The organism is Phocaeicola fibrisolvens (genome assembly GCF_025567125.1).
GTDB lineage: Bacteria > Bacteroidota > Bacteroidia > Bacteroidales > Bacteroidaceae > Phocaeicola > Phocaeicola fibrisolvens.
The window spans coordinates 111,601-133,335 of record NZ_JAOQJI010000006.1 but is presented as its reverse complement, the minus strand read 5'-3'; the positions used below and the strand labels follow the sequence as shown (position 1 = coordinate 133,335).

Below are 21,735 nucleotides of genomic sequence, written 5' to 3'. Positions count from 1 at the left end.
GTTTGGTTATTTGCTCGGCACAGGATGATCTTCCTGAAAAGCCTTCATCCGTTCTTCCAGCACCGGATAGAGCTCCTCCCGCATCCGGGAAGTACAGGCTCTCACACCCTGCTGTTCACTGCCCGTCGTCGACAGGGAGATACTGCTCACCCCGTACATCATCAGTTCACGGAGTAACTCACCACCCGTCAATCCGGGATAGCCCAAGGTAAAGAAAAAGCCATCGCCCACCTGCTGGGTGACATCCTTGTCATATACCACCGAAAAGCCATGAGCGGTGAAAATCTGCTTCATCCGGCGGGCGCGCCGTTCATACTCACGGACGTCTTCCACAAAATTGATTTCACCGGTAATGGATTTTTCCAGCATCTCTGCCATGGCATACTGGGTAGTGGCCGTGCAGCCGGAAGTAATCATATACATAATGGAAGCGATGAAAGTCGGCCCGAACACGCCTGAATCCTCATAACGGGAGGCCAAGGCCGGATACTGCGTATCGAACAGCTTATCGGACACACAAGCCAAGGCAATGCGCTGTCCGGCATAGCTGAAAATCTTGGAGGCAGACAACATGAGAATATAATTGTCGGTATAACGGGCCACCGTAGGCACGAAAGGAGGCTGATAAGGACGGCCGAACGCATGGCGGAAGTCCATACAGAAATATGCCTGGTCTTCCATCACTATCGCATCATACTGCGTAGCCAGTTCTCCGATGATTTTCAGTTCACTTTCTTCCAGGCAAATCCAAGCCGGATTGTTGGGATTGGAATAGACAATGGCCGCAATATCTCCTTTGGAAAGAAAACTTTCCAGTTTGGCACGCAACGGTTCTCCCCGGAAATCATGGATATCAAACGACTCCCACGCAATGCCTAAAATGCGCAACTGGGACTTCTGTATCGGGAAACCCGGGTCGATGAACAGCACCTTGTTTTTCCCGGGAATCCGCTGGGTACAGGCGATAAAGGCTCCGAAAGAACCCGCAACCGACCCCGTAGTGGGAACACATGCCCGAGGAGAAATATCAATATTGATGAATGCTTTGACAAAGCGGGAGGCAGCCTGTTTCAATTCCGCCACACCGGCAGCAGCCGGATACTGGGAACCGACTCCCCTGTCAAGCGCCTTTTTCTCGGCTTCAATCCCCACTTTATTTGCCGGGAGACCGGGAGACCCCTGATCCATCCGGATAAAGGGAATACCCGTAAGTTCTTCCAGACGGGAAGCCACCAGCAACACATCTCCGATGGTCGCATTGGACAAATCGGCCACCTTCATTTCCTTGGCCACAGAGTTGACCAGGTCTTCACTAAACACGCAGTTCATAAGCCTTTAGAATTTCAATTGTTTCACATATTCATGACCGATATCGAATGCCCGGTAATTCATCTGCACCACCTCTTCTCCTTTCGGCGCAAAGATACGTCCTACACTTTCACGCAGCACGTCCGCATTCAGGATTTTCAAGAAAGGAGCCGCCGCGCCCAACAAGATGACATTGGCCGACCTGGGTATCTGGTTTTCCTTTGCCAGATTTTCCACATCCAACACCACCACATGAGGCTGCGCATGGAGTTCAGCCCTCAATTTTTCATCTTCCGGATAATTGGAAATGTTCTTGAACGGAGTGGCCGAAGTGATAATCCATCCGTCTTTCGACAAATACGGAAGATAACGCAGTGCCTCCATCGGTTCCAGTGAAATAATCATATCCGCTGTACCCAAGGGTATCAAATCGGAAGCAATCGGCGCCTCCGACAAGCGCAGATTCGACTGCACATCGCCTCCCCGCTGACTCATTCCGTGTACTTCGGCCTGTTTCAAGTTCAGCCCCAGATGCAGGGCCGCCTCACCGATAATCGTGGCAATGGACAGAATTCCCTGTCCGCCCACTCCAGAAAGTATGATATCTGTTTTCATTGTTTCTTTACTTTTTGCTGTTTCAGTTTCCGGTTCAACGTCTGCATACATTCCCTGCGCGGAATAATGACAGACACCCCCTTGTATTCTATCTCTTCCCGAATGACCCGGGTGATTTCTTCCATGTTCTTAGGAAGCGGTACCACCACCCGGACATGCTCCGGCTCCACTCCCAACCCCAGACAGATGGCCTCGAACTTATTGGTACCGGCTGAATCCTGTCCTCCGGTCATGGCTGTAGTCAGGTTGTCGGAAATAACGACCGTGATGTTCGATTGATCGTTCACCGCATCCAGCAGTCCCGTCATTCCGGAATGGGTGAAAGTGGAATCCCCTATCACGGCAATGGAAGGAAACAGTCCTGCATCGGCCGCTCCTTTGGCCATCGTGATGGAAGCTCCCATATCGACACAGCTGCTCAATGTGCGGAAAGGAGGAAGTGCCCCCAGCGTATAGCAACCGATATCTCCGAAAATCTTTGCATCCGGATATTCTGCAGCCACCTTATTCAAGGCATCATACACATCGCGGTGTCCGCATCCCTTGCACAAGGCCGGTGGACGGGGTACCACATTCTGTGCGGCTGCATAAACCTGTCCACTTGGCAACCCCAAGGCCCGACGCACATTGTCGGGAGTCAGTTCCCCCGTACGAGGTAACTCACCGCTTAAACGGCCTTTCACTACATATTTAGAAGGAAGAATGCCTTTTAGCTGTTCTTCCACAAAAGGCTGTCCGTCTTCTACCACCAGAATCTCCTTACAAGAGTCTGCCAGACGAGTCAAGGCTTCCATCGGCAAAGGATATTGTGAAATCTTCAGCATGGGATAAGGACATCCTTCCGGAAAGTTTTCCATCACGTAGTTGTAACCGATGCCACAAGCCACAATTCCTTTCTCAGCCATCCCTTCCTGCATGCTCAGCTGGTTATAGGCAGAACGTGCAGACTCAGCCTCCAGTTTCTGCTGGTTCTCGATGACTTCCCTATAACGGCGACGGGCATTTCCCGGCAACAGCACCCAGTCGGAAGGTACAGACTGACGTCCCGTACAAGTGACTTCCTTTCCGGACGCAGCGACTTCTACTGCCGCACGGGAATGGGCCATTCGGGTGGTAATACGCATCAATACCGGTGTACGCATCTGCTCCGAGAGGTCGTATGCATACGCCATCATATCGTAGGCCTCCTGCTGGGAAGAAGGTTCCAGTATCGGAATTAAAGCAAACTTGCCATAAAAGCGGGAATCCTGCTCATTCTGAGAGGAATGCATGGTAGGATCGTCGGCAGCCAATACCACTACCCCTCCATTGACACCCGTAATGGCTGAATTGACAAAGGCATCGGCACATACGTTCATTCCTACATGCTTCATGCAAACCAGTGCCCGCTTGCCCACATACGATACCCCCAAGGCTGCTTCCATGGCTGTTTTCTCATTGGTACACCAGCTGCTGTGCAACCCGCGCGCTTTCGCTATCGGAGATTCCTGTATATATTCTGTGATTTCGGTCGAAGGAGTTCCCGGATAGGCATAAACCCCGGAAATTCCTGCGTGAATGGCGCCCAGCGCTATCGCCTGGTCGCCCAATAACAAAAGTTTATGATTGTCTTTCATAAAATAAGAAGTTAATTCAATGTAAAAGCGTCTGCATCATCCAGCACTGGGAACTTTTTCCGGAAGGCTTCCAGTTCATTCATATCTATGAAGGCTTCCACCTGCCCCTCCTTGCCATCTTCACAGGCAGAAAGTGTCTTTCCATACGGGTCGATAGCCGCCGTACCCCCACAATAATCGCAGTACGGGTCTTTTCCTACCCGGTTCACACCCAGCACATAACACTGGTTTTCAATGGCTCGTGCCCGCAACAAAGCCTTCCAGGCCTCCACTCTGGGAGAAGGCCAGCTGGCTACATACAACGCCACATCGTAATCGCCCCGATTCCGGGACCAAACCGGGAAGCGCAAGTCATAGCACACTTCGAGCAGAAACCGTACATCACGGAAATTCACCACGACACGTTCCGTACCGGCCGTATAATGTTTGTCTTCTCCACCATACGTGAACAAATGCTTTTTGTCGTACCATTGTACTTTCCCGTCGGGATGCACAAAGAAAAAACGGTTATAGAATTTTGCATTTTCCTCTACCGAAATACTTCCTGCAATAGCACAATTACGCTTCATCGCCTTCTGTTTCATCCATTGAAGACTCTCTCCTTCAGCAGATTCAGCAGTTCCCTCTGGATTCGTACAAAATCCCGTAGAAAACATCTCCGGAAGAACGAACAAATCGACATCTTTATTATAAGTATCTATCACAGCGTCAATGGCATTGACATTGACAGAAGGACTGGCCCAACAAATATCAGTCTGTAATAAGATTATTTTCATGCTTTTCATTTATTAGAAACGCCCAAAGGTAACAATTTAATCACATAAAGCAAATTTTAGTATCAAAATACTTTAAGTTCACAGGTAAATGTACATATTTGAAATATAGATTTCAAGCAGACAGTTTGTAAAGAATACTTTAATAACTCTTCTATTATCAGGGTTTTTATCCTAAAAGATTCTTATAAATAGAGGTAGTTTGCAAAATGTTTTTTATTTTTGTAGCCAAAATGAGTTAATATACTAACAAATGAACGTATTAGAATTAAGCGAACAGGAAATTATCAGACGCAACAGCCTGAACGAATTGAGAGCAATGGGGATTGATCCGTACCCTGCTGCCGAGTATGTAACCAACGCTTTTTCGACTGACATAAAAGCCGAATTCAAAGACGATGCAGAACCCCGCAAAGTATCTGTGGCAGGACGTATCATGTCTCGCCGTGTGATGGGTAAGGCATCCTTCATCGAATTACAAGACTCCAAAGGTCGTATTCAAGTATATATAACCCGTGACGACATCTGCCCGGATGAAAACAAGGATTTATACAATGTCGTTTTCAAACGTTTGCTGGATTTAGGTGACTTCATCGGAATCGAAGGTTTCGTATTCCGCACACAGACTGGTGAAGTTTCTATCCATGCACAGAAACTGACCGTGTTGTCTAAATCAATCCGTCCACTTCCGATTGTAAAATACAAAGACGGAGTGGCATACGATAAATTTGAAGACCCTGAACTCCGCTACCGCCAACGCTATGTGGACTTGGTAGTCAACGACGGAGTAAAAGATATTTTCTTGAAACGTAGCAAGATTTATAATTCCATGAGAGAGTATTTCAATTCCAAAGGTTATGTGGAAGTGGAAACTCCGATTCTTCAGTCTATTCCGGGAGGTGCTACCGCACGTCCGTTTATCACTCACCACAATGCACTGGACATTCCTTTGTACATGCGTATTGCCAGTGAGCTGTATCTGAAACGACTGATTGTGGGTGGTTTTGAAGGAGTGTACGAAATTGGAAAGAACTTCCGTAACGAAGGTATGGACCGTACGCACAACCCGGAATTCACTTGTATGGAAATCTACGTGGCCTACAAGGATTACAACTGGATGATGAAGTTTACGGAAAACATGCTCGAGAAAATCTGCATGGACGTAAACGGTACCACAGAAGTCAAGATTGGTGACAATGTGATCAGTTTCAAAGCTCCGTTCAAGCGCGTCACCATGCTGGATTCTATCAAAGAATTCACCGGATACGACCTGACAGGCATGAGCGAGGAACAGATTCGGGAAGTATGCCAGAAGCTGAACATGGAAATCGACGAGACCATGGGTAAAGGCAAGCTGATTGACGAAATTTTCGGAGAATTCTGTGAAGGCAACTACATCCAGCCGACGTTCATCACCGACTATCCGATTGAAATGTCTCCGCTGACCAAGAAGCACCGCAACAATCCGGACCTGACCGAACGCTTCGAACTGATGGTGAACGGAAAGGAACTTTGCAACGCTTATTCAGAGCTGAACGACCCAATTGACCAGCTGGAACGTTTCGAGGAACAGATGCGCCTGAGCGAAAAGGGAGACGACGAAGCCATGATTATTGACAAGGACTTTGTGCGTGCCTTGGAATACGGCATGCCTCCTACTTCAGGTATGGGTATTGGTGTGGACCGTCTGGTCATGCTGATGACCGGACAGAACACCATCCAGGAAGTATTGTTCTTCCCACAGATGCGTCCGGAAAAAGTCATCCCGAAAGATGCACCGGCCAAGTTCATGGAACTGGGTGTAACAGAAGAATGGGTACCAGTTCTCCAGAAAGCCGGATACAATCTGGTAAATGACATGAAAGATGTCAATCCTCAAAAGCTCCATCAGGATATCTGCGGTATCAATAAAAAATACAAACTGGAGCTGAAGAACCCGACAGTAGACGAAGTGGCGGGCTGGATAGAAAAGATTAAATAAATGAAGGAAGGTATATGAAGGGTGAATGAATGGACTTCACTCTTCATATTCTGCTTTTTCATTAAGAGATAAGAGTATGAAATTACCCGGAAAAATAGCGATCATGGGGGGAGGAAGCTGGGCCACTGCTATTGCAAAAATTATATTGACCCAAGCTGAATCCATAAACTGGTATATGCGCCGTGACGATCGGATTGAAGAATTCAAACGTCTGGGACATAATCCGGCCTATCTGACAAGTGTACGCTTTGATATGAAGTGTATCAACTTTTCATCAGACATCAATAAGGTGGTCAAAGAATCGGATACCCTGATTTTTGTCACCCCTTCACCGTATCTGAAAAGTCACCTCAAAAAGCTAAAGACCAAGCTGAAGGATAAATTCATCGTAACCGCCATCAAAGGTATTGTTCCGGACGAGAACCTGATTGTTTCAGATTACTTCCACAAAATGTATGATGTACCCGAAAATAACATCGCCGTGCTGGCAGGTCCATGTCACGCGGAAGAAGTAGCATTGGAACGATTATCCTATCTTACCGTAGGATGCAAAGACATAGAAAAAGCCAAGATGTTTGCTAAACAATTGGCCGGACACTATATCAAAACTTCAGTCAACACTGACGTAGCCGGCATTGAATATGCCTCCGTCCTGAAAAATGTGTACGCCATCGCAGCCGGAATCTGTAGTGGTCTGAAATATGGAGATAACTTCCAAGCCGTACTGGTTTCGAATGCACTGCAGGAAATGAACCGTTTTCTAGATACCGTTCATCCCGTAAACCGTTGCACCAATGACTCTGCCTATCTAGGTGACCTTCTCGTGACCTCTTATTCCAACTTCAGCCGTAACCGGGTATTTGGCACCATGATTGGAAAAGGATACTCCGTAAAAAGTGCACAGATTGAAATGGAAATGATTGCAGAAGGATACTACGGCACCAAGTGTATCAAGGAACTCAACAAACACTTGCACGTGAACATGCCGATTGTAGATGCCGTCTACAACATCCTTTATGAACGAATATCCCCAATGATAGAAATCAAATTATTAACTGACTCATTTAGATAAAATTAGAAACAGTTATGGAAAACATTAAACTAAACGTGGAAAAGACTTTGGATTTTATCTCCAAAGAAAAATTGGCTTCTTATGAACCGAAAGTAAAAGCTTGTATGGAAACACTGGAAAAAGGTACAGGCTTGGGAAATGACTTTTTGGGCTGGTTGCACTTACCGTCTTCCATCACTAAGGAACATTTGAACGACCTGAAAGCTACCGCACAAACTCTTCGCGAAAACTGCGAAGTAGTAGTTGTAGCAGGTATCGGAGGAAGTTACTTGGGTGCACGCGCGGTCATTGAAGCCATGTCAAACAGCTTTGCCTGGTTGCAAGAAAAGAAAGCCGGACATCCGACTATCATCTTTGCCGGACACAACATCAGCGAAGATTATCTGTTTGAACTGACTGAATACCTGAAAGACAAAAAATTCGGTGTCATCAACATATCTAAATCAGGAACCACTACAGAGACAGCCTTGGCTTTCCGTCTGCTGAAAAAACAGTGTGAAGATCAGAGAGGCAAGGAAATGGCCCGCAAAGTCATCGTAGCAGTTACTGATGCAAAGAAAGGTGCAGCCCGTGTCACAGCCGACAAGGAAGGATACAAATCATTCATCATCCCTGACAACGTAGGCGGACGTTTTTCTGTTCTGACTCCGGTAGGTTTGCTTCCGATAGCAGTTGCAGGAATCGATATCGACCAGCTGGTAGCCGGTGCTTGCGAAATGGAAAAAGTATGCGCCAACGAAAATATGTACGAGAACCCGGCTGCTTTGTATGCTGCCACTCGTAACGAATTGTACCAGAGCGGAAAGAAAATTGAAATTCTGGTCAACTTCCAGCCCAAACTGCACTATTTCATGGAATGGTGGAAACAGCTGTACGGTGAATCTGAAGGAAAAGACCACAAAGGTATCTATCCTAGCTCAGTAGATTTCTCTACCGACTTGCACTCCATGGGACAATGGATTCAGCAAGGTGAACGTACTATCTTCGAAACGGTCGTTTCTATTGAGACTCCGAGTCACGAACTCCACTTCCCAAGCGACGAAGAAAACTTGGATGGCTTGAACTTCCTGGCCGGAAAACGTATCGACGAAGTCAACAAGATGGCCGAACTGGGTACTCAGCTTGCCCACGTAGACGGAGGCGTTCCTAACTTGCGTGTCAGCGTGCCTTCATTGAACGAATACTATCTCGGACAGCTTATCTACTTCTTTGAAAAGGCTTGTGGAATCAGCGGTTACCTGCTCGAAGTAAATCCGTTTAACCAACCAGGTGTAGAAGCCTACAAAAAGAATATGTTCGCTCTTCTGAACAAACCGGGATACGAAAAAGAATCAGAAGCAATCCAGGCTCGTCTGAAGAAATAAGACAAGACGGTTACTCCGTTGTTGCATTTACAGGCACGAATTACATGAAAACACCTTCCTGATTATTTATCAAGGTAAGGAATTGCATTCATGTAATGCGTGCCTGAATATTATAAAAATGTATCACCATGTTTCAACAAGAAATCCATCAATATCTCACTACCCATCATTTTACACAAATCAACTTGAAAGCCGTCTTGTTCGATATGGACGGCGTGCTGTTCGATTCCATGAAAAACCATGCCACAGCTTGGCATGAAGCTATGAAACAATACGGCATGAACCTGAGCAGAGAAGAGGCCTATCTACACGAAGGCCGAACGGGTGCTTCCACCATTAATATTGTCAGCCAACGGGAAAGAGGTTATGAAGCTTCTGAAGAAGAAATCAAAAACATCTACCAAACGAAAAGTGATTTGTTTAACAGTCTACCTAAAGCAACTCCCATGCCCGGGGCCCTCGAAGTACTGAATAAGATCAAGGCAACCGGACTTATTCCCATGGTAGTGACCGGCTCCGGACAACATTCCTTATTGGACAAACTGAATCACTACTTCCCGGATATTTTCCACCGTGAGCTGATGGTTACAGCTTTTGATGTAAAATACGGAAAGCCCAACCCTGAACCCTATCTGATGGCCTTACAAAAAGCTGGAATCAAAGCAAATGAAGCAATTGTCATCGAAAATGCCCCGCTCGGCGTACGTGCCGGAGTAGCAGCTGGAATATTTACCGTAGCCTTGAATACAGGCCCCCTTCCAAATGAAGTACTCCTGCAAGAAGGAGCCAATCTGCTTTTCCCCTCCATGCAGTCCTTCAATGAAAACTGGGAAGCGTTTTACCAAGGTCTACAAACAATTTCCCTATAACAAAAAAATCCACGAAAAGAGTCGTACCGACATGCCTACTTCTCTTTCCGTGGATTATTATATTATCCAAATACTTTATATTATTCCAACGCAAACAATTTACTTCTCGACAGCAAAGAAGAACCGATTACATTGGCCTTCTCCTTCAGCTCAGACAATACGATGTCTGAATCCTTATACATCAGATTCAGTGTATATTTTCGGACAGCCGAAATGACCGGCGGAAGCAAATATTCACCTACTTTAGAGAATTCACCACCAATAATCACTTGTTCCGGATTGAATACATTGATTAAATCGCCAATGTGACGTCCCAGTTTTGCTCCAATCTCTTCCACCAGTTCAATAGCCAATACATCCTCCCGACGGACCGCAGAAATAATATCCGCCAAAGTAATTTCATCGATAGATTTTTCCTTCAGCAAAATGGAATTTTCTCCCTGACGGAGACGGGCTATAAACTTACGATACAATGCCGAACAAGAAACTTCTGTCTCGATACATCCTTTCTTTCCACAATAACAAATCTGCTGATTGTCATATCCATAGTTGTGTCCAAATTCACCTGCAAATCCAGACATTCCAGAATAGAGTTTGCCATCGATGATGATAGCCAACCCCAACCCCCAGTTCACATTGACAAAGATAAGATTTTTCGGACACTTTTCCGGACGCGTAATGAACTCCCCGTATGCCATGGCACGGCTGTCATTATCAATGCAGACATTAATGCCCAGTCTTTCTGTGAACATTTCAGCCAGTGGCTTGTCACCAAACGTCAGATGGGTATAGCTGCATCCTGTTTCCGGATTGACACGTCCCGTCATGCCGATACAGATATTCAATATTTTTGACTTATCACAAGGGAGTTCATCAATAAATGTTTCTATTTCCCGGCAAATACGCTCCAGACATTCCGGTGTATTCTCCAACTTAAACGGAATTTCCATCTTAGTCTGCAACACATCCCCCTTAAAATTAATGGCTCCCAAGCTTAAAGACTGCACTGCCAAAGCCACTCCTATAAAATAAGCAGAATCCGAATTCAATCCATACAAACTTGGATGACGCCCTCCGCTGGTTTCCAGTTTTCCACAATCGTTCACGTATCCCTCCCTACACATTTCATCCACAAACTTCGTCACGGTAGGAACACTTAGGCCCATTGATTTAGATAAATCTGTAATCGTGGTGCTGCCTGCATAAATCAAATGTGTAATGATACGCTGCTTTACGAGCGCACTTTTAACGCCTTTCTGTATATTCGTCAATAGAGTCTGACCCATATTCGTTATTTTTTATAGAAACATTTACAAATGTAGAATTTTTCTTTAAAAACTCATGCATAAAAAATCTATTTTTTTATTTGCCTTTCTGAGTAAGCTTTGATATATTTGCAGGAGTAAGACGATTTTAATCAAAGAAAACAGTTAAAAATAAATTTCAATATTCAAAATTCTAACCACCATGAGACTAATCATTGAACCTGATTACAGTGCTCTGTCCAGCTGGGCAGCAAATTATGTTGCAAAGAAAATCAACGCAGCTAACCCTACAAAAGAAAAGCCGTTTGTATTAGGACTTCCCACGGGTTCTTCCCCACTGGGAATGTATAAAGCCTTGATTGAATTGAACAAAAAAGGAGTGGTGTCTTTCAAAAACGTAGTGACCTTCAATATGGATGAATACGTAGGACTTCCAGAATCTCACCCGGAAAGCTACCATTCTTTCATGTTCAACAATTTCTTCAACCACATTGACATCTGCAAGGAGAACATCCACATCCTGAACGGAAATGCAGCCGATTTGGAAGCAGAATGTGCCAATTATGAAAAAGAAATTGAAAAGTTCGGCGGCATCGACTTGTTCCTGGGAGGTATCGGTCCTGACGGTCACATCGCATTCAACGAACCGGGTTCTTCACTGAGCTCACGCACTCGTGTGAAAACACTGACTACCGACACCATCATTGCCAACTCTCGTTTCTTTGAAAACGACGTAAACAAAGTGCCTAAAACAGCCTTGACCGTAGGAGTAGGTACCGTACTTTCTGCCAAGGAAGTGTTGATTATCTGTAACGGACACAACAAGGCACGTGCCTTGCAACATGCCGTAGAAGGAGGAATCACACAGATGTGGACAATCAGCGCATTGCAGATGCACCAGCACGGCATCATCGTATGCGACGAAGCTGCTACCGATGAACTGAAAGTCGGCACTTACAAATACTTTAAAGACATCGAAAAAAACAATCTTTAATCCGTTGAAACATGAGAACCAATCTTAGCTCTCAAATCTCACTGAACCGCGTATCTCCCCGATACTATCGGCCTGAAAACGCGGTGGAACGTTCTGTACTGACACGACTGGAAAAAATACCTACCCACATTTTTGAAACCATTGAAGAAGGTGTGGTACAAATCGCCAATGAAATCGTAGCCAAAATACAGGACAGACAACGGGAAGGTAAATTCTGCACCATTGCCGTAGGTACCGGAGCTTCCCTGCGTCCGCTGTTTGCCGAATTAATCCGCAAGCACAAGGACGAAGGTGTCAGCTTCCGCAACGTGGTATTCTTCAACCTATACGAATACTACCCTTTGACAGAAGGTGCAGGAAGCAGTTTCAACCATCTGAACAAGCTTTTCCTTTCACAGATAGACATCGACCGTCAAAACATCTTTACGATGGACGGAACAATTCCACAGGAAGCCATTACGGAACACTGCCGCTTGTATGAACAGCGCATCCAAACTTTCGGTGGTATCGACATTGTCATCATGGGAGTAGGTCGGGAAGGTAATATCGGTATGAACGAACCAGGCTCACACGCCAGCTCGACTACCCGTCTGATTTTGATTGATGCAACCTCCCGTTCGGAAGCTGCACACAACATCGGAGTAGACAATCTGCCTCCCTGCTCCATCACCATGGGAATTAACACCATTCTGAGTGCACGGAAAGTTTACCTACTGGCATGGGGAGAAGATAAAGCCGACATTATCCGAAGTGCGGTAGAAGACAAGGTAAGTGACACTTTACCCGCTTCTTACCTGCAAATCCATGCCAATACATCTGTCTGCATTGACTTGGCTGCAGCCGCTCATCTGACACGTATCCAGCGCCCGTGGCTGGTAACCAGCTGTGAATGGAACGACAAACTAGTAAGAAGTGCCATCGTATGGCTGTGCACCACGCTCAACAAACCAATTCTAAAACTGACCAATAAAGATTATAACGAAAATGGGTTGAGCGAATTGCTGGCACTCTACGGCTCTGCCTACAATGCCAACATCAAAGTGTTCAACGACCTGCAGCACACCATTACCGGATGGCCGGGAGGAAAGCCGAATGCAGACGATACATACCGTCCGGAACGCGCCAAACCATTCCCGAAACGGGTAGTAGTATTCTCCCCGCACCCAGACGATGACGTCATCTCCATGGGAGGTACTTTGCGCCGTCTCGTACAACAGGGGCATGAAGTACACGTAGCTTACGAAACTTCCGGCAACATTGCCGTAGGCGATGAAGAAGTGGTACGCTTCATGCACTTTATCAACGGTTTCAACCAACTGTTTGAGAACAGCGAAGACAAGGTAATCAGTGACAAATATGCAGAAATCAAGCAGTTCTTCTCTACAAAGAAAGAAGGCGATATGGATACACGCGATATCCTGACAATCAAGGGCCTTATCCGCCGTGGAGAAGCACGTACGGCTTGTACGTTCAACCGAATCCCGCTCAACCGCTGCCACTTCCTGGATCTTCCGTTCTATGAAACAGGAAAAATTGAAAAGAATCCGATTAGCGAAGCCGACGTGGAAATCGTGCTGAACCTGCTTCGTGAAGTGCAACCTCATCAGATTTACGTAGCCGGTGACTTGGCTGACCCGCACGGTACTCACCGTGTATGTACAGACGCTGTCTTCGCTGCCATCGATGAGGAAAAGAACGCAGGAGCTGAATGGCTGAAAGACTGCCGCATCTGGATGTACCGTGGTGCATGGGCTGAATGGGAAATCGAGAACATCGAAATGGCTGTACCGTTAAGTCCGGAAGAACTTCGTGCAAAACGCAATTCCATCCTGAAACATCAGTCGCAAATGGAAAGCGCTCCGTTCCTGGGTAATGACGAACGTCTGTTCTGGCAGAGAAGTGAAGACCGCAACCGCGGAACTGCTTCGCTTTATGACCACTTAGGATTGGCTTGTTATGAAGCCATGGAAGCTTTTGTAGAATATAAACCTATCTAAGAAGCATTCATATTATCCCTTATAAAAGACACAGAAACGAAAGACTTCTCTTCCCGAAGAGAACTCCCGTTTCCGTGTCTTTTCTTTTATCCGCCACTTATACCTTATATTACATGAAAAAATTAGTTATTCCCATTCTAGGACTCTGGCTCAGTTGCCTTTTCCCGGCCTGTACCTCTTCCGACCATTTTTTGAAAGAAACTGACTACCGCCAAAAAGTAGAAACAGACTTTAACCAGAAAAAAGAAATTCTTACCCGAGGTAATCTCTTTGAGGTTTTCAATGAGGAAATGACACAAGAAGAACGAGAAGCCATGATGTTCCTGTATGCCTACATGACTCCGGGCGATATTGCCGACTACTCCGGCGAATTCTACCTGAAAAATGTACGTCTGACACTTCAGGACCGCAAACAAACTTCTTGGGGTACTCAGATTCCTGATTTAATCTTCCGCCATTTTGTGCTTCCCATACGGGTCAACAACGAAAACCTGGATAATTCGCGCGAAGTATTCCGCCAGGAACTGATGCCCCGCATAGAAAAATTGTCCATGTACGATGCGGTGCTGGAAGTAAACCACTGGTGTCATGAAAAAGTGGTCTACACCCCGACCGACAGCCGTACCAGCGCTCCGCTGGCTACCGTAAAAACGGCTTACGGACGTTGCGGAGAAGAATCCACCTTCCTGGTAGCTGCCCTGCGTGCCGTAGGTATTCCGGCCCGCCAGGTCTACACACCGCGCTGGGCACATACCGACGACAACCATGCTTGGGTGGAAGCCTGGGTGGACGGAAAATGGTACTTCCTCGGCGCCTGCGAACCGGAACCTGTGCTGAATCTGGGATGGTTCAACGCTCCGGCCAGCCGCGGCATGCTGATGCATACCAAGGTATTCGGTGCATACGACGGACCGGAAGAAGTGATGAAAACCACGGCCAACTACACCGAAATCAACATCATCGACAATTATGCGCAGAGTGCGCCGGTCACCGTCACCGTGGTCGATTCATTGGGAAAGGCTGTGGAAGGTGCCCATGTAGAGTTCAAGATTTATAATTACGCTGAGTTCTTCACCGTAGCCAACAAAACGACTGACGCGCAAGGCAAAGCCTCGCTTTCTGCCGGACTGGGCGACATGCTGGTATATGCTTCTTCCAACCAACGTTTCGGACTGAAAAAAGTTTCTTTCGGCAAGGAAAAAGAAGTGACCCTTACCCTCTCCCACCGTCCGGGTGACGTGTTTGCCGATACCCTGCACATCGTACCGCCTGCCGAAAAGGCCAACCTGCCGGAGGTGACCGAGGCCCAACGCAAGGAAAATACCCTGCGTATGGCCCAGGAAGATTCTATCCGCAATGCCTACGTGGCCAGCTTCCCGACAGAAGAAAAGGCCAAAGCATTTGCCCAAAAACAGAAACTGGACGAAACACGGACCAGCGATTTCATCGTGAAATCCAGAGGCAACTATGCCGACATCATGCAGTTCCTTTCACATGCCGTAGAAAAAGGACAGGGCACACGGGCACTGGAACTGCTGGGCACACTGGCCGAGAAAGACTTACGCGATACGCCTTGCTCCATCCTGGAAGACCATCTCTATGGCACGGATACCACTGCAGACATACAAGAAGTGCTGGCCCCGCGTATTGCCAGCGAAATGCTGACACCTTACCGGAGTTACTTGCAGAAGGCATTCCCTACCGAACTGGCATCCCAAATCAAAGCCGACCCACAAGTGCTGGTAAAATGGTGTAAGGACAGCCTGACCATCCGCAATGACCTGAGCACCTTGTTTACAACCACCTCACCGGAAGGGGTATGGCGCAGCCGGGTGACCGACTCCCAGTCCAGAGACATTTTCTTTGTAGCAGCTGCCCGCAGTCTGGGCATTCCTGCTTGGAAGGATGAAGTGAACGGCAACATCTGCTACCGTCTGAACGGCAATCCGGTGCTGGTGGACTTTGAAAAATCGGAAGGAGGCAACTTGTCGGAAGGTATACTGAAGGCCACCTACGAGCCGATTCCCCGACTGGACAACCCGAAATATTACACCCACTTCACCTTGTCGAAGTACGACAACGGCATTTTCCAGCTACAGAACCATCCGGAAGATGCCAGCTGGGCTTCCCTGCTGAAAAACGGAAGCCAAATGTCGACGGGTTATTACATGCTGGTAACCGGCAGCCGTATGGCCAACGGAAGCGTATTGAGCCAGGTTTCTTTCTTTACGGTAGAAGAAGGCAAGACCACGGTCACTCCGCTCTGCATGCGCAACAATACGGAGGAAGTACGTGTCATCGGCAACTTCAATTCAGAAGCGTTGTACACCCGTCCGGACAACGGAGAACAGGTATCCATCCTCAGCACCACAGGCCGCGGTTATTACATTGTCGGCGTACTGGGAGTAGGACAGGAACCTACCAACCATGCCTTGAAAGACATCGAAATCAAGAAAGCGGAATTTGAAAAATGGGGACGTACGATTGTATTGCTCTTTACCGACGAAGCGGCCTACCGGAAATTCGACCGCAAAGAGTTCCCCAACCTGCCATCGAACGTGGTATTTGGAATCGACAAGGACGGAAGCATCCTCAAGATGATAGCCGAAAACATGAAACTGGGCAACAAGCCCACCCTGCCGGTGATTATCCTGGGCGATACGTTCAACCGCGTGGTCTTCGAGTCACACGGATACACCATCGGCATGGGCGAGCAACTGCTCCACGTCATCCACGGGCTGTAAGCGCCGCGATGGTACGACGAACTTTTTCGGGGGTCGTGACCGGATGAGCGTATTCATCCATATCCGTACCTCCCATCGACAAAGCCGGATTGCGAAGAAGCATCCGGCTTTCTTTTTGTTCACGGGCCGAGAAATGAAACTCACTGGCACCCGTCACCCGGGCCAATTCCGCGATATTGTGTTCATTCACTCCGCATCCCGGCATAATAATGATACGGTCGCCTGCTTGCTTCACCAGTTCTGCCAGCAACGCAGCCCCTTCTATTGCAGTGGGCATCTGTCCGGAAGTCAGCACACGGTTCACTCCCATATCAATCAGTTCCTCCAATGCCTTAGCAGGAGACTTCACATAATCAAATGCCCGATGAAAAGTGACCGAGAGTCCCTGGGCAGCCTTCATCAATCGCTGCATGGCCGGCTTGTCGAGCTCTCCTTCCGGAGTCAGACAGCCGAACACCACTCCGTCGGCTCCGGCCTGACGGGCAGCCTGAATGTCCTCTTCCATGATGTCGAGTTCCGAAGGAGTGTACAGAAAATCTCCCCCGCGCGGACGGATAATGACATGCAGACGGATATCAATCAATTTCCGAGCCACCTTGATTTCGCCGATGGACGGAGTGGTTCCCCCTTCCGGCATGCCGGCACACAATTCAACCCGATGGGCACCTCCCTGCTGGGCAGCCACGCAACTCTCTGCGGAGTTCGCACAAATTTCGAACATGTAGTTTTTCATCGTTCAGTCAACTTTAAAGAGTGATTTTTTTCACCTTTCGAAAACGCCTTTGCACTTGCCGGAAAACGCTTCGACGTTTCTCCTTAAACGCCTAAGCGTTTGAAGTAAAACGCCTTTACGTTTTAGACAAAACGTCGAAGCGTTTGGAGTAAAACGTCGAAGCGTTTTCTCCACCCCCTCAAAACGATTTTCAAAAGGCATGCATTTACAAACAAAAAGAGCTTATTAAACCGTTCATTCTCAGTCTAATAAGCTATCATGTACGCCCGTGGGGAGTCGAACCCCAATCGAAGGAACCGGAATCCTTTATTCTATCCATTGAACTACGGGCGCAAATACCAATAAACACACTTTCCAATGTCCTCCATCCAAAAGGATATTTCGAAAGCGTGACAAAAATACAATTATTCCCCCTTTTCTCCTAATTTTTTCAGGAAAAAATAGTCTTTCTTTCTCAAAATAGTTGCATCTCACTCACGCTCAGGAAGCCACCTCTTTAGAACTGGAAGTAGATAAAGGGCTGGATATCGCTGCTTTTCACCTGAATCACCAAGTAAATCAAAGCAATCATCACCAAGGCCTGTGCCACCAACGGCAGGCGTACCATGCCGCGACTGCAGGAGTTCTGCCAGCTATCAGGACAGAAATGGAGCAGAAAACCAACTCCCATCAGCACAAAAACTTTCCAGTAACCCGTCAGAAGCTGCTCCAGCAATTCCGGATGGAAAGCTGTAAATATCTGCCGGATCATGGTAACAGAAGCTTCAAACGTGGCATTGCGGAAGAAAATCCAGCAGAAGCACACGAAATGGAAAGTCAGCACCACGGCAAAGAATTTCCGCAGGCCCTGACTACGGTACTGCTTGGGACGCCCCAGCAGACTGCGGAAGAACTTATGCAAGGCCAGTGCCACCCCGTGCAATCCACCCCACACCACAAAGTTCCACGAAGCTCCATGCCAGAGTCCTCCCAGCAGCATGGTCAATATCAGGTTGATGTAGGTACGAATCTTTCCCTTCCGGTTACCTCCCAGAGAGATATAAAGGTAGTCGCGCAACCAGGTAGACAAGGAGATGTGCCAGCGATGCCAGAAATCGGTCACACTGTCCGCCTTGTAAGGCGAGTTGAAGTTGAGCGGAAAACGGAATCCCAACAGCAAGGCAATACCGATAGCCATGTCGCTATACCCCGAGAAGTCACAATAAATCTGCAGCGCATACCCGTAAACCCCAAACAGGTTTTCCAGTCCCGAATACAATCCCGGATTATCAAATATACGTTCCACAAAGTTCACACTGATGTAGTCCGAAATGACCGCCTTCTTGAACAGGCCACTCACGATAAAGAAAATCCCCTGTCCGAACATCTCCGACGAAACGAAAAGCGGTTGCCGAATTTGTGAAATGAAATCGCGGGCACGCACAATCGGTCCGGCTACCAGCTGCGGAAAGAAAGACACATAAAACGCATAGTCCAGCAGGTTCGACAACGGCTTCAAATCCCGGCGATACACATCGATGGTATAGCTCAGCGACTGGAAGGTAAAAAACGAAATGCCTACCGGCAAGAAGATGTCGAGCGGCTGGAACTGTCCGTTCCACAGAGGCGCCAGCATCTCATAGAAAAAGTTCGTGTACTTAAAATAGCAGAGCAACCCAAGGTTGATACACAAGCTGCACACCACCAGCATTTTCCGTTTCCATGCCGACAGCGTGACCTCCATCCTGCGGGCCAGCAGGAAATCGGACACCGTGACAATACCCAGCAGGAAAAAGTAGAAACCGCTGCTTTTATAATAGAAGTAATACGAAAACAAAGTGACAAACAGCAGGCGTGCCGTGGTCTTCTTCTGCAAGAGAAGATAGACCAGACTGAATCCTAAGAAAAGGAAAAGAAACAGTCCGCTGCTGAAAATCATGGGCTGCGTGGAATCATACGTCAGCACATCCTTCAATCTATCCCAGTCAATTCCGAGTTCCGTCCAGTTGAGTTTCCACATAATTGTTGTATGATTTAATAATCGCTTCGTGTAAAAGTAATCCCTGCAGGATATATCCGTCCTGCGTGAAATGAATCTTGTCCCGTTGGTAATAGTTTCCGGCACTCCAGTTCAGGCATGCCCGCCGTTCGCCGCCCACTATGTGGTACATGTCCCACAAGGCCAGTTTCCGGGAAGCGGCATAATCCTGTTCCGTCTTCACCACCAGTTTTGTCCGAGGATTGATTACCCGAGCTCCCCTCCGACCGTTACGCACATAAGCCCCCGGTGGAGTGGTCAGCAGATAAACTGCCTGCGGACACCCTTTCTTCAACTCTCCCAGCAGATAATCCATGTGTGCTATATGTTCGGTAGAAGAATAACGACGACCGTGTGCCTCGTTCGTGCCAAAAGAAAGAATCACCAAGTCCGGCTTCAAGTCGATAATCTGTTGTATGTTCTCCGGAGTGGAGAAAGAACCATAAGTCGCTCCGTTCACCCCTAGTATATGGTAAACGATTCCCGCCGCTCCCGTTTCGTGCGCCAGTCCGGACGTACGGTAATTCACTTGCATATCCAGTACCGCTTCCCGTCCGAAATCATCTTCCAGTTGCCGGCGGGCCACATACGGAAACACATGTCCCCGCACGTGCGAGTCACCAATGTGCACAATACGCAGCGGACGGTCGAGTACAGAAAGTTTCTGCCAAAAAGGAAGGAGTTCTCCCGTCGGGTCTTCAATCCGGTTTTCCGTTGTTTCTCTGAAACTGGCAGGCATCGGATTGCTTACCTGAATAAATTTCAGCAACTGCTGCATGGCCTTGCTGTCGGACACATGCCCGGAATGACGGTCAGGGCGTGATTTCACCGGTACTACATCCTGTGCCACACCTTCTGTAACCCAAAGACACAAGAAGCATGACACTAGCCATACACACAGTTTATTCCATCTCATAGGCTTTCCGTTTTTCATATTGCTCCTTTCCGTACATCAACGTCTCAAACAGAAGTCCGGCAATGTGCTTTCCTCCCCTGAAATTGATGTGTGTATAATCGTAATTGGCCATCTGCGGTTTGCTTTCCACCATCTTCACCATGCTGCCTTCTCCTCCCATGGCCTCAAACATATTCCAAAATGCCACATGCGTCTCTGCCGCCAGGGCCTGCTGGTAACGAATCAACCGTTTCACTCCCGGCATGGTACACAATTCACCGTTCTCATCCTTGTATTCCCGGTCGCCCACACTGACAATTAGAATTGAAGTCTCGGGGAATGCCTCCTTCAAACGTTCTACGATAGGTTTCATGGCATCCTTGTAATATGTATAGTTTAACACCTTTTCCGAAGCCACGTTCAACCCGTATTGCAATACAATCAAATCGTAAGGCCGCAACCGGTTGTATTGGCGGAGGATAGACATCGGGATATGCCCCAGCTGTTGTCCGCTACTGCCGCGAGTACTGAAATTATCCACTACCACTCCCTGCTTCGGGTCCATTGTCACCGCATAGAACAAAGCAGCCGAATCCAGCTTTTCCACGTTCCAACGTATGGAACCAATCCGACCGCCCACTGATACGGCCTGCAACTCCCCATTTCCTTTTATAGGAAACAATCGACTCTGACCACCATTTACCGAAGCACTCAGCGTCACGGAGTCTGAAGCCAGAAAATAGCAGGTAGACAAGTCGCACGTATCGATGCGGGAAAGAAAACGCTTCTCCCCTTTCAGCGTGACATACGCCCCCGGCGAAGGGATGAAGTAATGATTGGAAATATCCTGACGGGAACGGTCGAAATAAACGGAATCTGTAATGGCATGACTATGCCATCCACCAAACGAGTGATGAACGGTAGGACGAAATCCAGCAATCTGGGTAGTTATTGGTACATAGCCCACTCCACATCCACCGAAACGCTTCTGCAGCATTTCACGCAAATCACCGGTCAAGATATCGGCTTCAATAAAGGAATCCCCGAAATAAGCGATACGCACCGGGCGGTCCATCGCATTGACCTGTCCCAATGCTTCATAAAAATGGCTCATGCCACGTCCGGTAGAATCTACATATTCCTCAATACAAACCATGCCGTCCTTGCAGGTATCCACAAAGGCCGGCTTCACGGGAGGAGGCAAGACAAAGGTATCGGAGTCCATCGGTTCCATCACCTCTTTTTTGATACGTATATCGGAAAGCAAATCTACCTTTCTCAAAGGCTTGTTTCTGAAAGAGAGAGACGGCAGGAAATGCAAGGCAAACAAACCTGCTACTACCAAAAGGGTAAACAGGAAAGTGTATAATAATCTATTCTTCATGAATTTTCCTCTAAAATCGAGTGCAAAGATAGTGAAAGCCGAGTGCAGAGGCAAATAGAAAACGCAGTTTTCTAATTTTGACTATGCCGAGGCATGGCCTGGCTTCTG

16 protein-coding genes and 1 tRNA gene are annotated in these 21,735 nt (G+C 47.5%); 7 read left to right on the top strand and 10 right to left on the bottom strand.

Going from position 1 to position 21,735, the window contains the following annotated elements; translation table 11 throughout:
* Positions 1-6: 6 nt before the first annotated feature.
* The 4 genes from OCV81_RS04420 to OCV81_RS04405 are packed head-to-tail and all read right to left on the bottom strand — an operon-like array spanning position 7 to position 4,315.
* On the bottom strand, positions 7-1,329 hold the full coding sequence (locus OCV81_RS04420; RefSeq protein WP_148328726.1) for an aminotransferase class I/II-fold pyridoxal phosphate-dependent enzyme: 1,323 nt from the start codon (positions 1,327-1,329) through the stop codon (positions 7-9).
* A gap of 6 nt (positions 1,330-1,335) precedes the next feature.
* On the bottom strand, positions 1,336-1,923 hold the full coding sequence (locus OCV81_RS04415) for an indolepyruvate oxidoreductase subunit beta (protein WP_148328724.1): 588 nt from the start codon (positions 1,921-1,923) through the stop codon (positions 1,336-1,338).
* Complete coding sequence (locus tag OCV81_RS04410) at positions 1,920-3,539, bottom strand: thiamine pyrophosphate-dependent enzyme (protein WP_148328722.1); 1,620 nt, start codon at positions 3,537-3,539, stop codon at positions 1,920-1,922. The genes OCV81_RS04415 and OCV81_RS04410 overlap by 4 nt, the downstream gene beginning before the upstream one ends.
* Positions 3,540-3,550: 11 nt before the next feature.
* Positions 3,551-4,315, bottom strand: coding sequence for an amidohydrolase (locus tag OCV81_RS04405; protein ID WP_148328720.1), 765 nt, complete (start codon positions 4,313-4,315; stop codon positions 3,551-3,553).
* Positions 4,316-4,565: 250 nt separating this feature from the next.
* On the opposite strand from OCV81_RS04405, the gene lysS reads away from it, so the two are divergent.
* The 4 genes from lysS to OCV81_RS04385 all read left to right on the top strand — a co-directional run bounded on the left by lysS (position 4,566) and on the right by OCV81_RS04385 (position 9,598).
* The gene (gene lysS / locus OCV81_RS04400; protein ID WP_148328718.1) at positions 4,566-6,293 is read left to right on the top strand and encodes a lysine--tRNA ligase; all 1,728 of its coding nucleotides are present in this window, start codon (positions 4,566-4,568) and stop codon (positions 6,291-6,293) included.
* Positions 6,294-6,369: 76 nt separating this feature from the next.
* Entirely contained in the window at positions 6,370-7,365 is a 996-nt protein-coding gene (locus OCV81_RS04395; protein WP_022353602.1) for an NAD(P)H-dependent glycerol-3-phosphate dehydrogenase, read from the top strand.
* 14 nt (positions 7,366-7,379) lie between these two features.
* Positions 7,380-8,729 carry a glucose-6-phosphate isomerase gene (locus tag OCV81_RS04390; protein ID WP_148328716.1) on the top strand — a complete coding sequence of 450 codons (1,350 nt, stop codon included), beginning with the start codon at positions 7,380-7,382 and terminating at the stop codon, positions 8,727-8,729.
* Between the two features lie 128 nt (positions 8,730-8,857).
* Positions 8,858-9,598 carry an HAD-IA family hydrolase gene (locus tag OCV81_RS04385; RefSeq protein ID WP_148328714.1) on the top strand — a complete coding sequence of 247 codons (741 nt, stop codon included), beginning with the start codon at positions 8,858-8,860 and terminating at the stop codon, positions 9,596-9,598.
* A gap of 80 nt (positions 9,599-9,678) precedes the next feature.
* Here the strand turns inward: OCV81_RS04385 and OCV81_RS04380 are convergent, their stop codons facing one another.
* Positions 9,679-10,884: an ROK family transcriptional regulator gene (locus tag OCV81_RS04380; protein WP_148328712.1), complete on the bottom strand. Its 1,206-nt coding sequence runs from the start codon at positions 10,882-10,884 to the stop codon at positions 9,679-9,681.
* Positions 10,885-11,065: 181 nt separating this feature from the next.
* Between OCV81_RS04380 and nagB the strand changes: the two genes are divergently transcribed.
* The 3 genes from nagB to OCV81_RS04365 all read left to right on the top strand — a co-directional run bounded on the left by nagB (position 11,066) and on the right by OCV81_RS04365 (position 16,598).
* Entirely contained in the window at positions 11,066-11,857 is a 792-nt protein-coding gene (gene nagB / locus OCV81_RS04375) for a glucosamine-6-phosphate deaminase (RefSeq protein ID WP_148328710.1), read from the top strand.
* Between the two features lie 11 nt (positions 11,858-11,868).
* A complete protein-coding gene (locus tag OCV81_RS04370) occupies positions 11,869-13,854 on the top strand; it encodes a glucosamine-6-phosphate deaminase (protein ID WP_148328708.1) in 1,986 nt (661 codons plus the stop codon).
* A gap of 113 nt (positions 13,855-13,967) precedes the next feature.
* Positions 13,968-16,598 (top strand): transglutaminase domain-containing protein, encoded by a 2,631-nt coding sequence (locus OCV81_RS04365; RefSeq protein ID WP_148328706.1) that lies wholly within the window; start codon positions 13,968-13,970, stop codon positions 16,596-16,598.
* Here OCV81_RS04365 and OCV81_RS04360 read toward each other — a convergent pair.
* The 5 genes from OCV81_RS04360 to OCV81_RS04340 form a co-directional block, all read right to left on the bottom strand.
* Entirely contained in the window at positions 16,582-17,331 is a 750-nt protein-coding gene (locus OCV81_RS04360) for a copper homeostasis protein CutC (RefSeq protein ID WP_148328704.1), read from the bottom strand. The two genes, OCV81_RS04365 and OCV81_RS04360, sit on opposite strands and share 17 nt — an antisense overlap.
* Positions 17,332-17,592: 261 nt before the next feature.
* Positions 17,593-17,664, bottom strand: a tRNA-Arg gene (locus OCV81_RS04355).
* Positions 17,665-17,827: 163 nt separating this feature from the next.
* Entirely contained in the window at positions 17,828-19,330 is a 1,503-nt protein-coding gene (locus OCV81_RS04350; RefSeq protein ID WP_148328702.1) for an MBOAT family O-acyltransferase, read from the bottom strand.
* On the bottom strand, positions 19,296-20,264 hold the full coding sequence (locus OCV81_RS04345) for a GDSL-type esterase/lipase family protein (RefSeq protein ID WP_148328700.1): 969 nt from the start codon (positions 20,262-20,264) through the stop codon (positions 19,296-19,298). The genes OCV81_RS04350 and OCV81_RS04345 overlap by 35 nt, the downstream gene beginning before the upstream one ends.
* Positions 20,251-21,627 carry an SGNH/GDSL hydrolase family protein gene (locus tag OCV81_RS04340; protein ID WP_148328698.1) on the bottom strand — a complete coding sequence of 459 codons (1,377 nt, stop codon included), beginning with the start codon at positions 21,625-21,627 and terminating at the stop codon, positions 20,251-20,253. Before OCV81_RS04340 ends, OCV81_RS04345 begins: the two co-directional genes overlap by 14 nt.
* Positions 21,628-21,735 lie beyond the last annotated feature (108 nt).

Excerpts from the sequence above, each read along its gene's own strand:
- OCV81_RS04420 (WP_148328726.1), bottom strand. The coding sequence starts at position 1,329 with ATGAACTGCGTGTTTAGTGAAGACCTGGTCAACTCTGTGGCCAAGGAA.
- OCV81_RS04415 (WP_148328724.1), bottom strand. The coding sequence starts at position 1,923 with ATGAAAACAGATATCATACTTTCTGGAGTGGGCGGACAGGGAATTCTG.
- OCV81_RS04410 (WP_148328722.1), bottom strand. The coding sequence starts at position 3,539 with ATGAAAGACAATCATAAACTTTTGTTATTGGGCGACCAGGCGATAGCG.
- OCV81_RS04405 (WP_148328720.1), bottom strand. The coding sequence starts at position 4,315 with ATGAAAATAATCTTATTACAGACTGATATTTGTTGGGCCAGTCCTTCT.
- lysS (WP_148328718.1), top strand. The coding sequence starts at position 4,566 with ATGAACGTATTAGAATTAAGCGAACAGGAAATTATCAGACGCAACAGC.
- OCV81_RS04395 (WP_022353602.1), top strand. The coding sequence starts at position 6,370 with ATGAAATTACCCGGAAAAATAGCGATCATGGGGGGAGGAAGCTGGGCC.
- OCV81_RS04390 (WP_148328716.1), top strand. The coding sequence starts at position 7,380 with ATGGAAAACATTAAACTAAACGTGGAAAAGACTTTGGATTTTATCTCC.
- OCV81_RS04385 (WP_148328714.1), top strand. The coding sequence starts at position 8,858 with ATGTTTCAACAAGAAATCCATCAATATCTCACTACCCATCATTTTACA.
- OCV81_RS04380 (WP_148328712.1), bottom strand. The coding sequence starts at position 10,884 with ATGGGTCAGACTCTATTGACGAATATACAGAAAGGCGTTAAAAGTGCG.
- nagB (WP_148328710.1), top strand. The coding sequence starts at position 11,066 with ATGAGACTAATCATTGAACCTGATTACAGTGCTCTGTCCAGCTGGGCA.
- OCV81_RS04370 (WP_148328708.1), top strand. The coding sequence starts at position 11,869 with ATGAGAACCAATCTTAGCTCTCAAATCTCACTGAACCGCGTATCTCCC.
- OCV81_RS04365 (WP_148328706.1), top strand. The coding sequence starts at position 13,968 with ATGAAAAAATTAGTTATTCCCATTCTAGGACTCTGGCTCAGTTGCCTT.
- OCV81_RS04360 (WP_148328704.1), bottom strand. The coding sequence starts at position 17,331 with ATGAAAAACTACATGTTCGAAATTTGTGCGAACTCCGCAGAGAGTTGC.
- OCV81_RS04350 (WP_148328702.1), bottom strand. The coding sequence starts at position 19,330 with ATGTGGAAACTCAACTGGACGGAACTCGGAATTGACTGGGATAGATTG.
- OCV81_RS04345 (WP_148328700.1), bottom strand. The coding sequence starts at position 20,264 with ATGAGATGGAATAAACTGTGTGTATGGCTAGTGTCATGCTTCTTGTGT.
- OCV81_RS04340 (WP_148328698.1), bottom strand. The coding sequence starts at position 21,627 with ATGAAGAATAGATTATTATACACTTTCCTGTTTACCCTTTTGGTAGTA.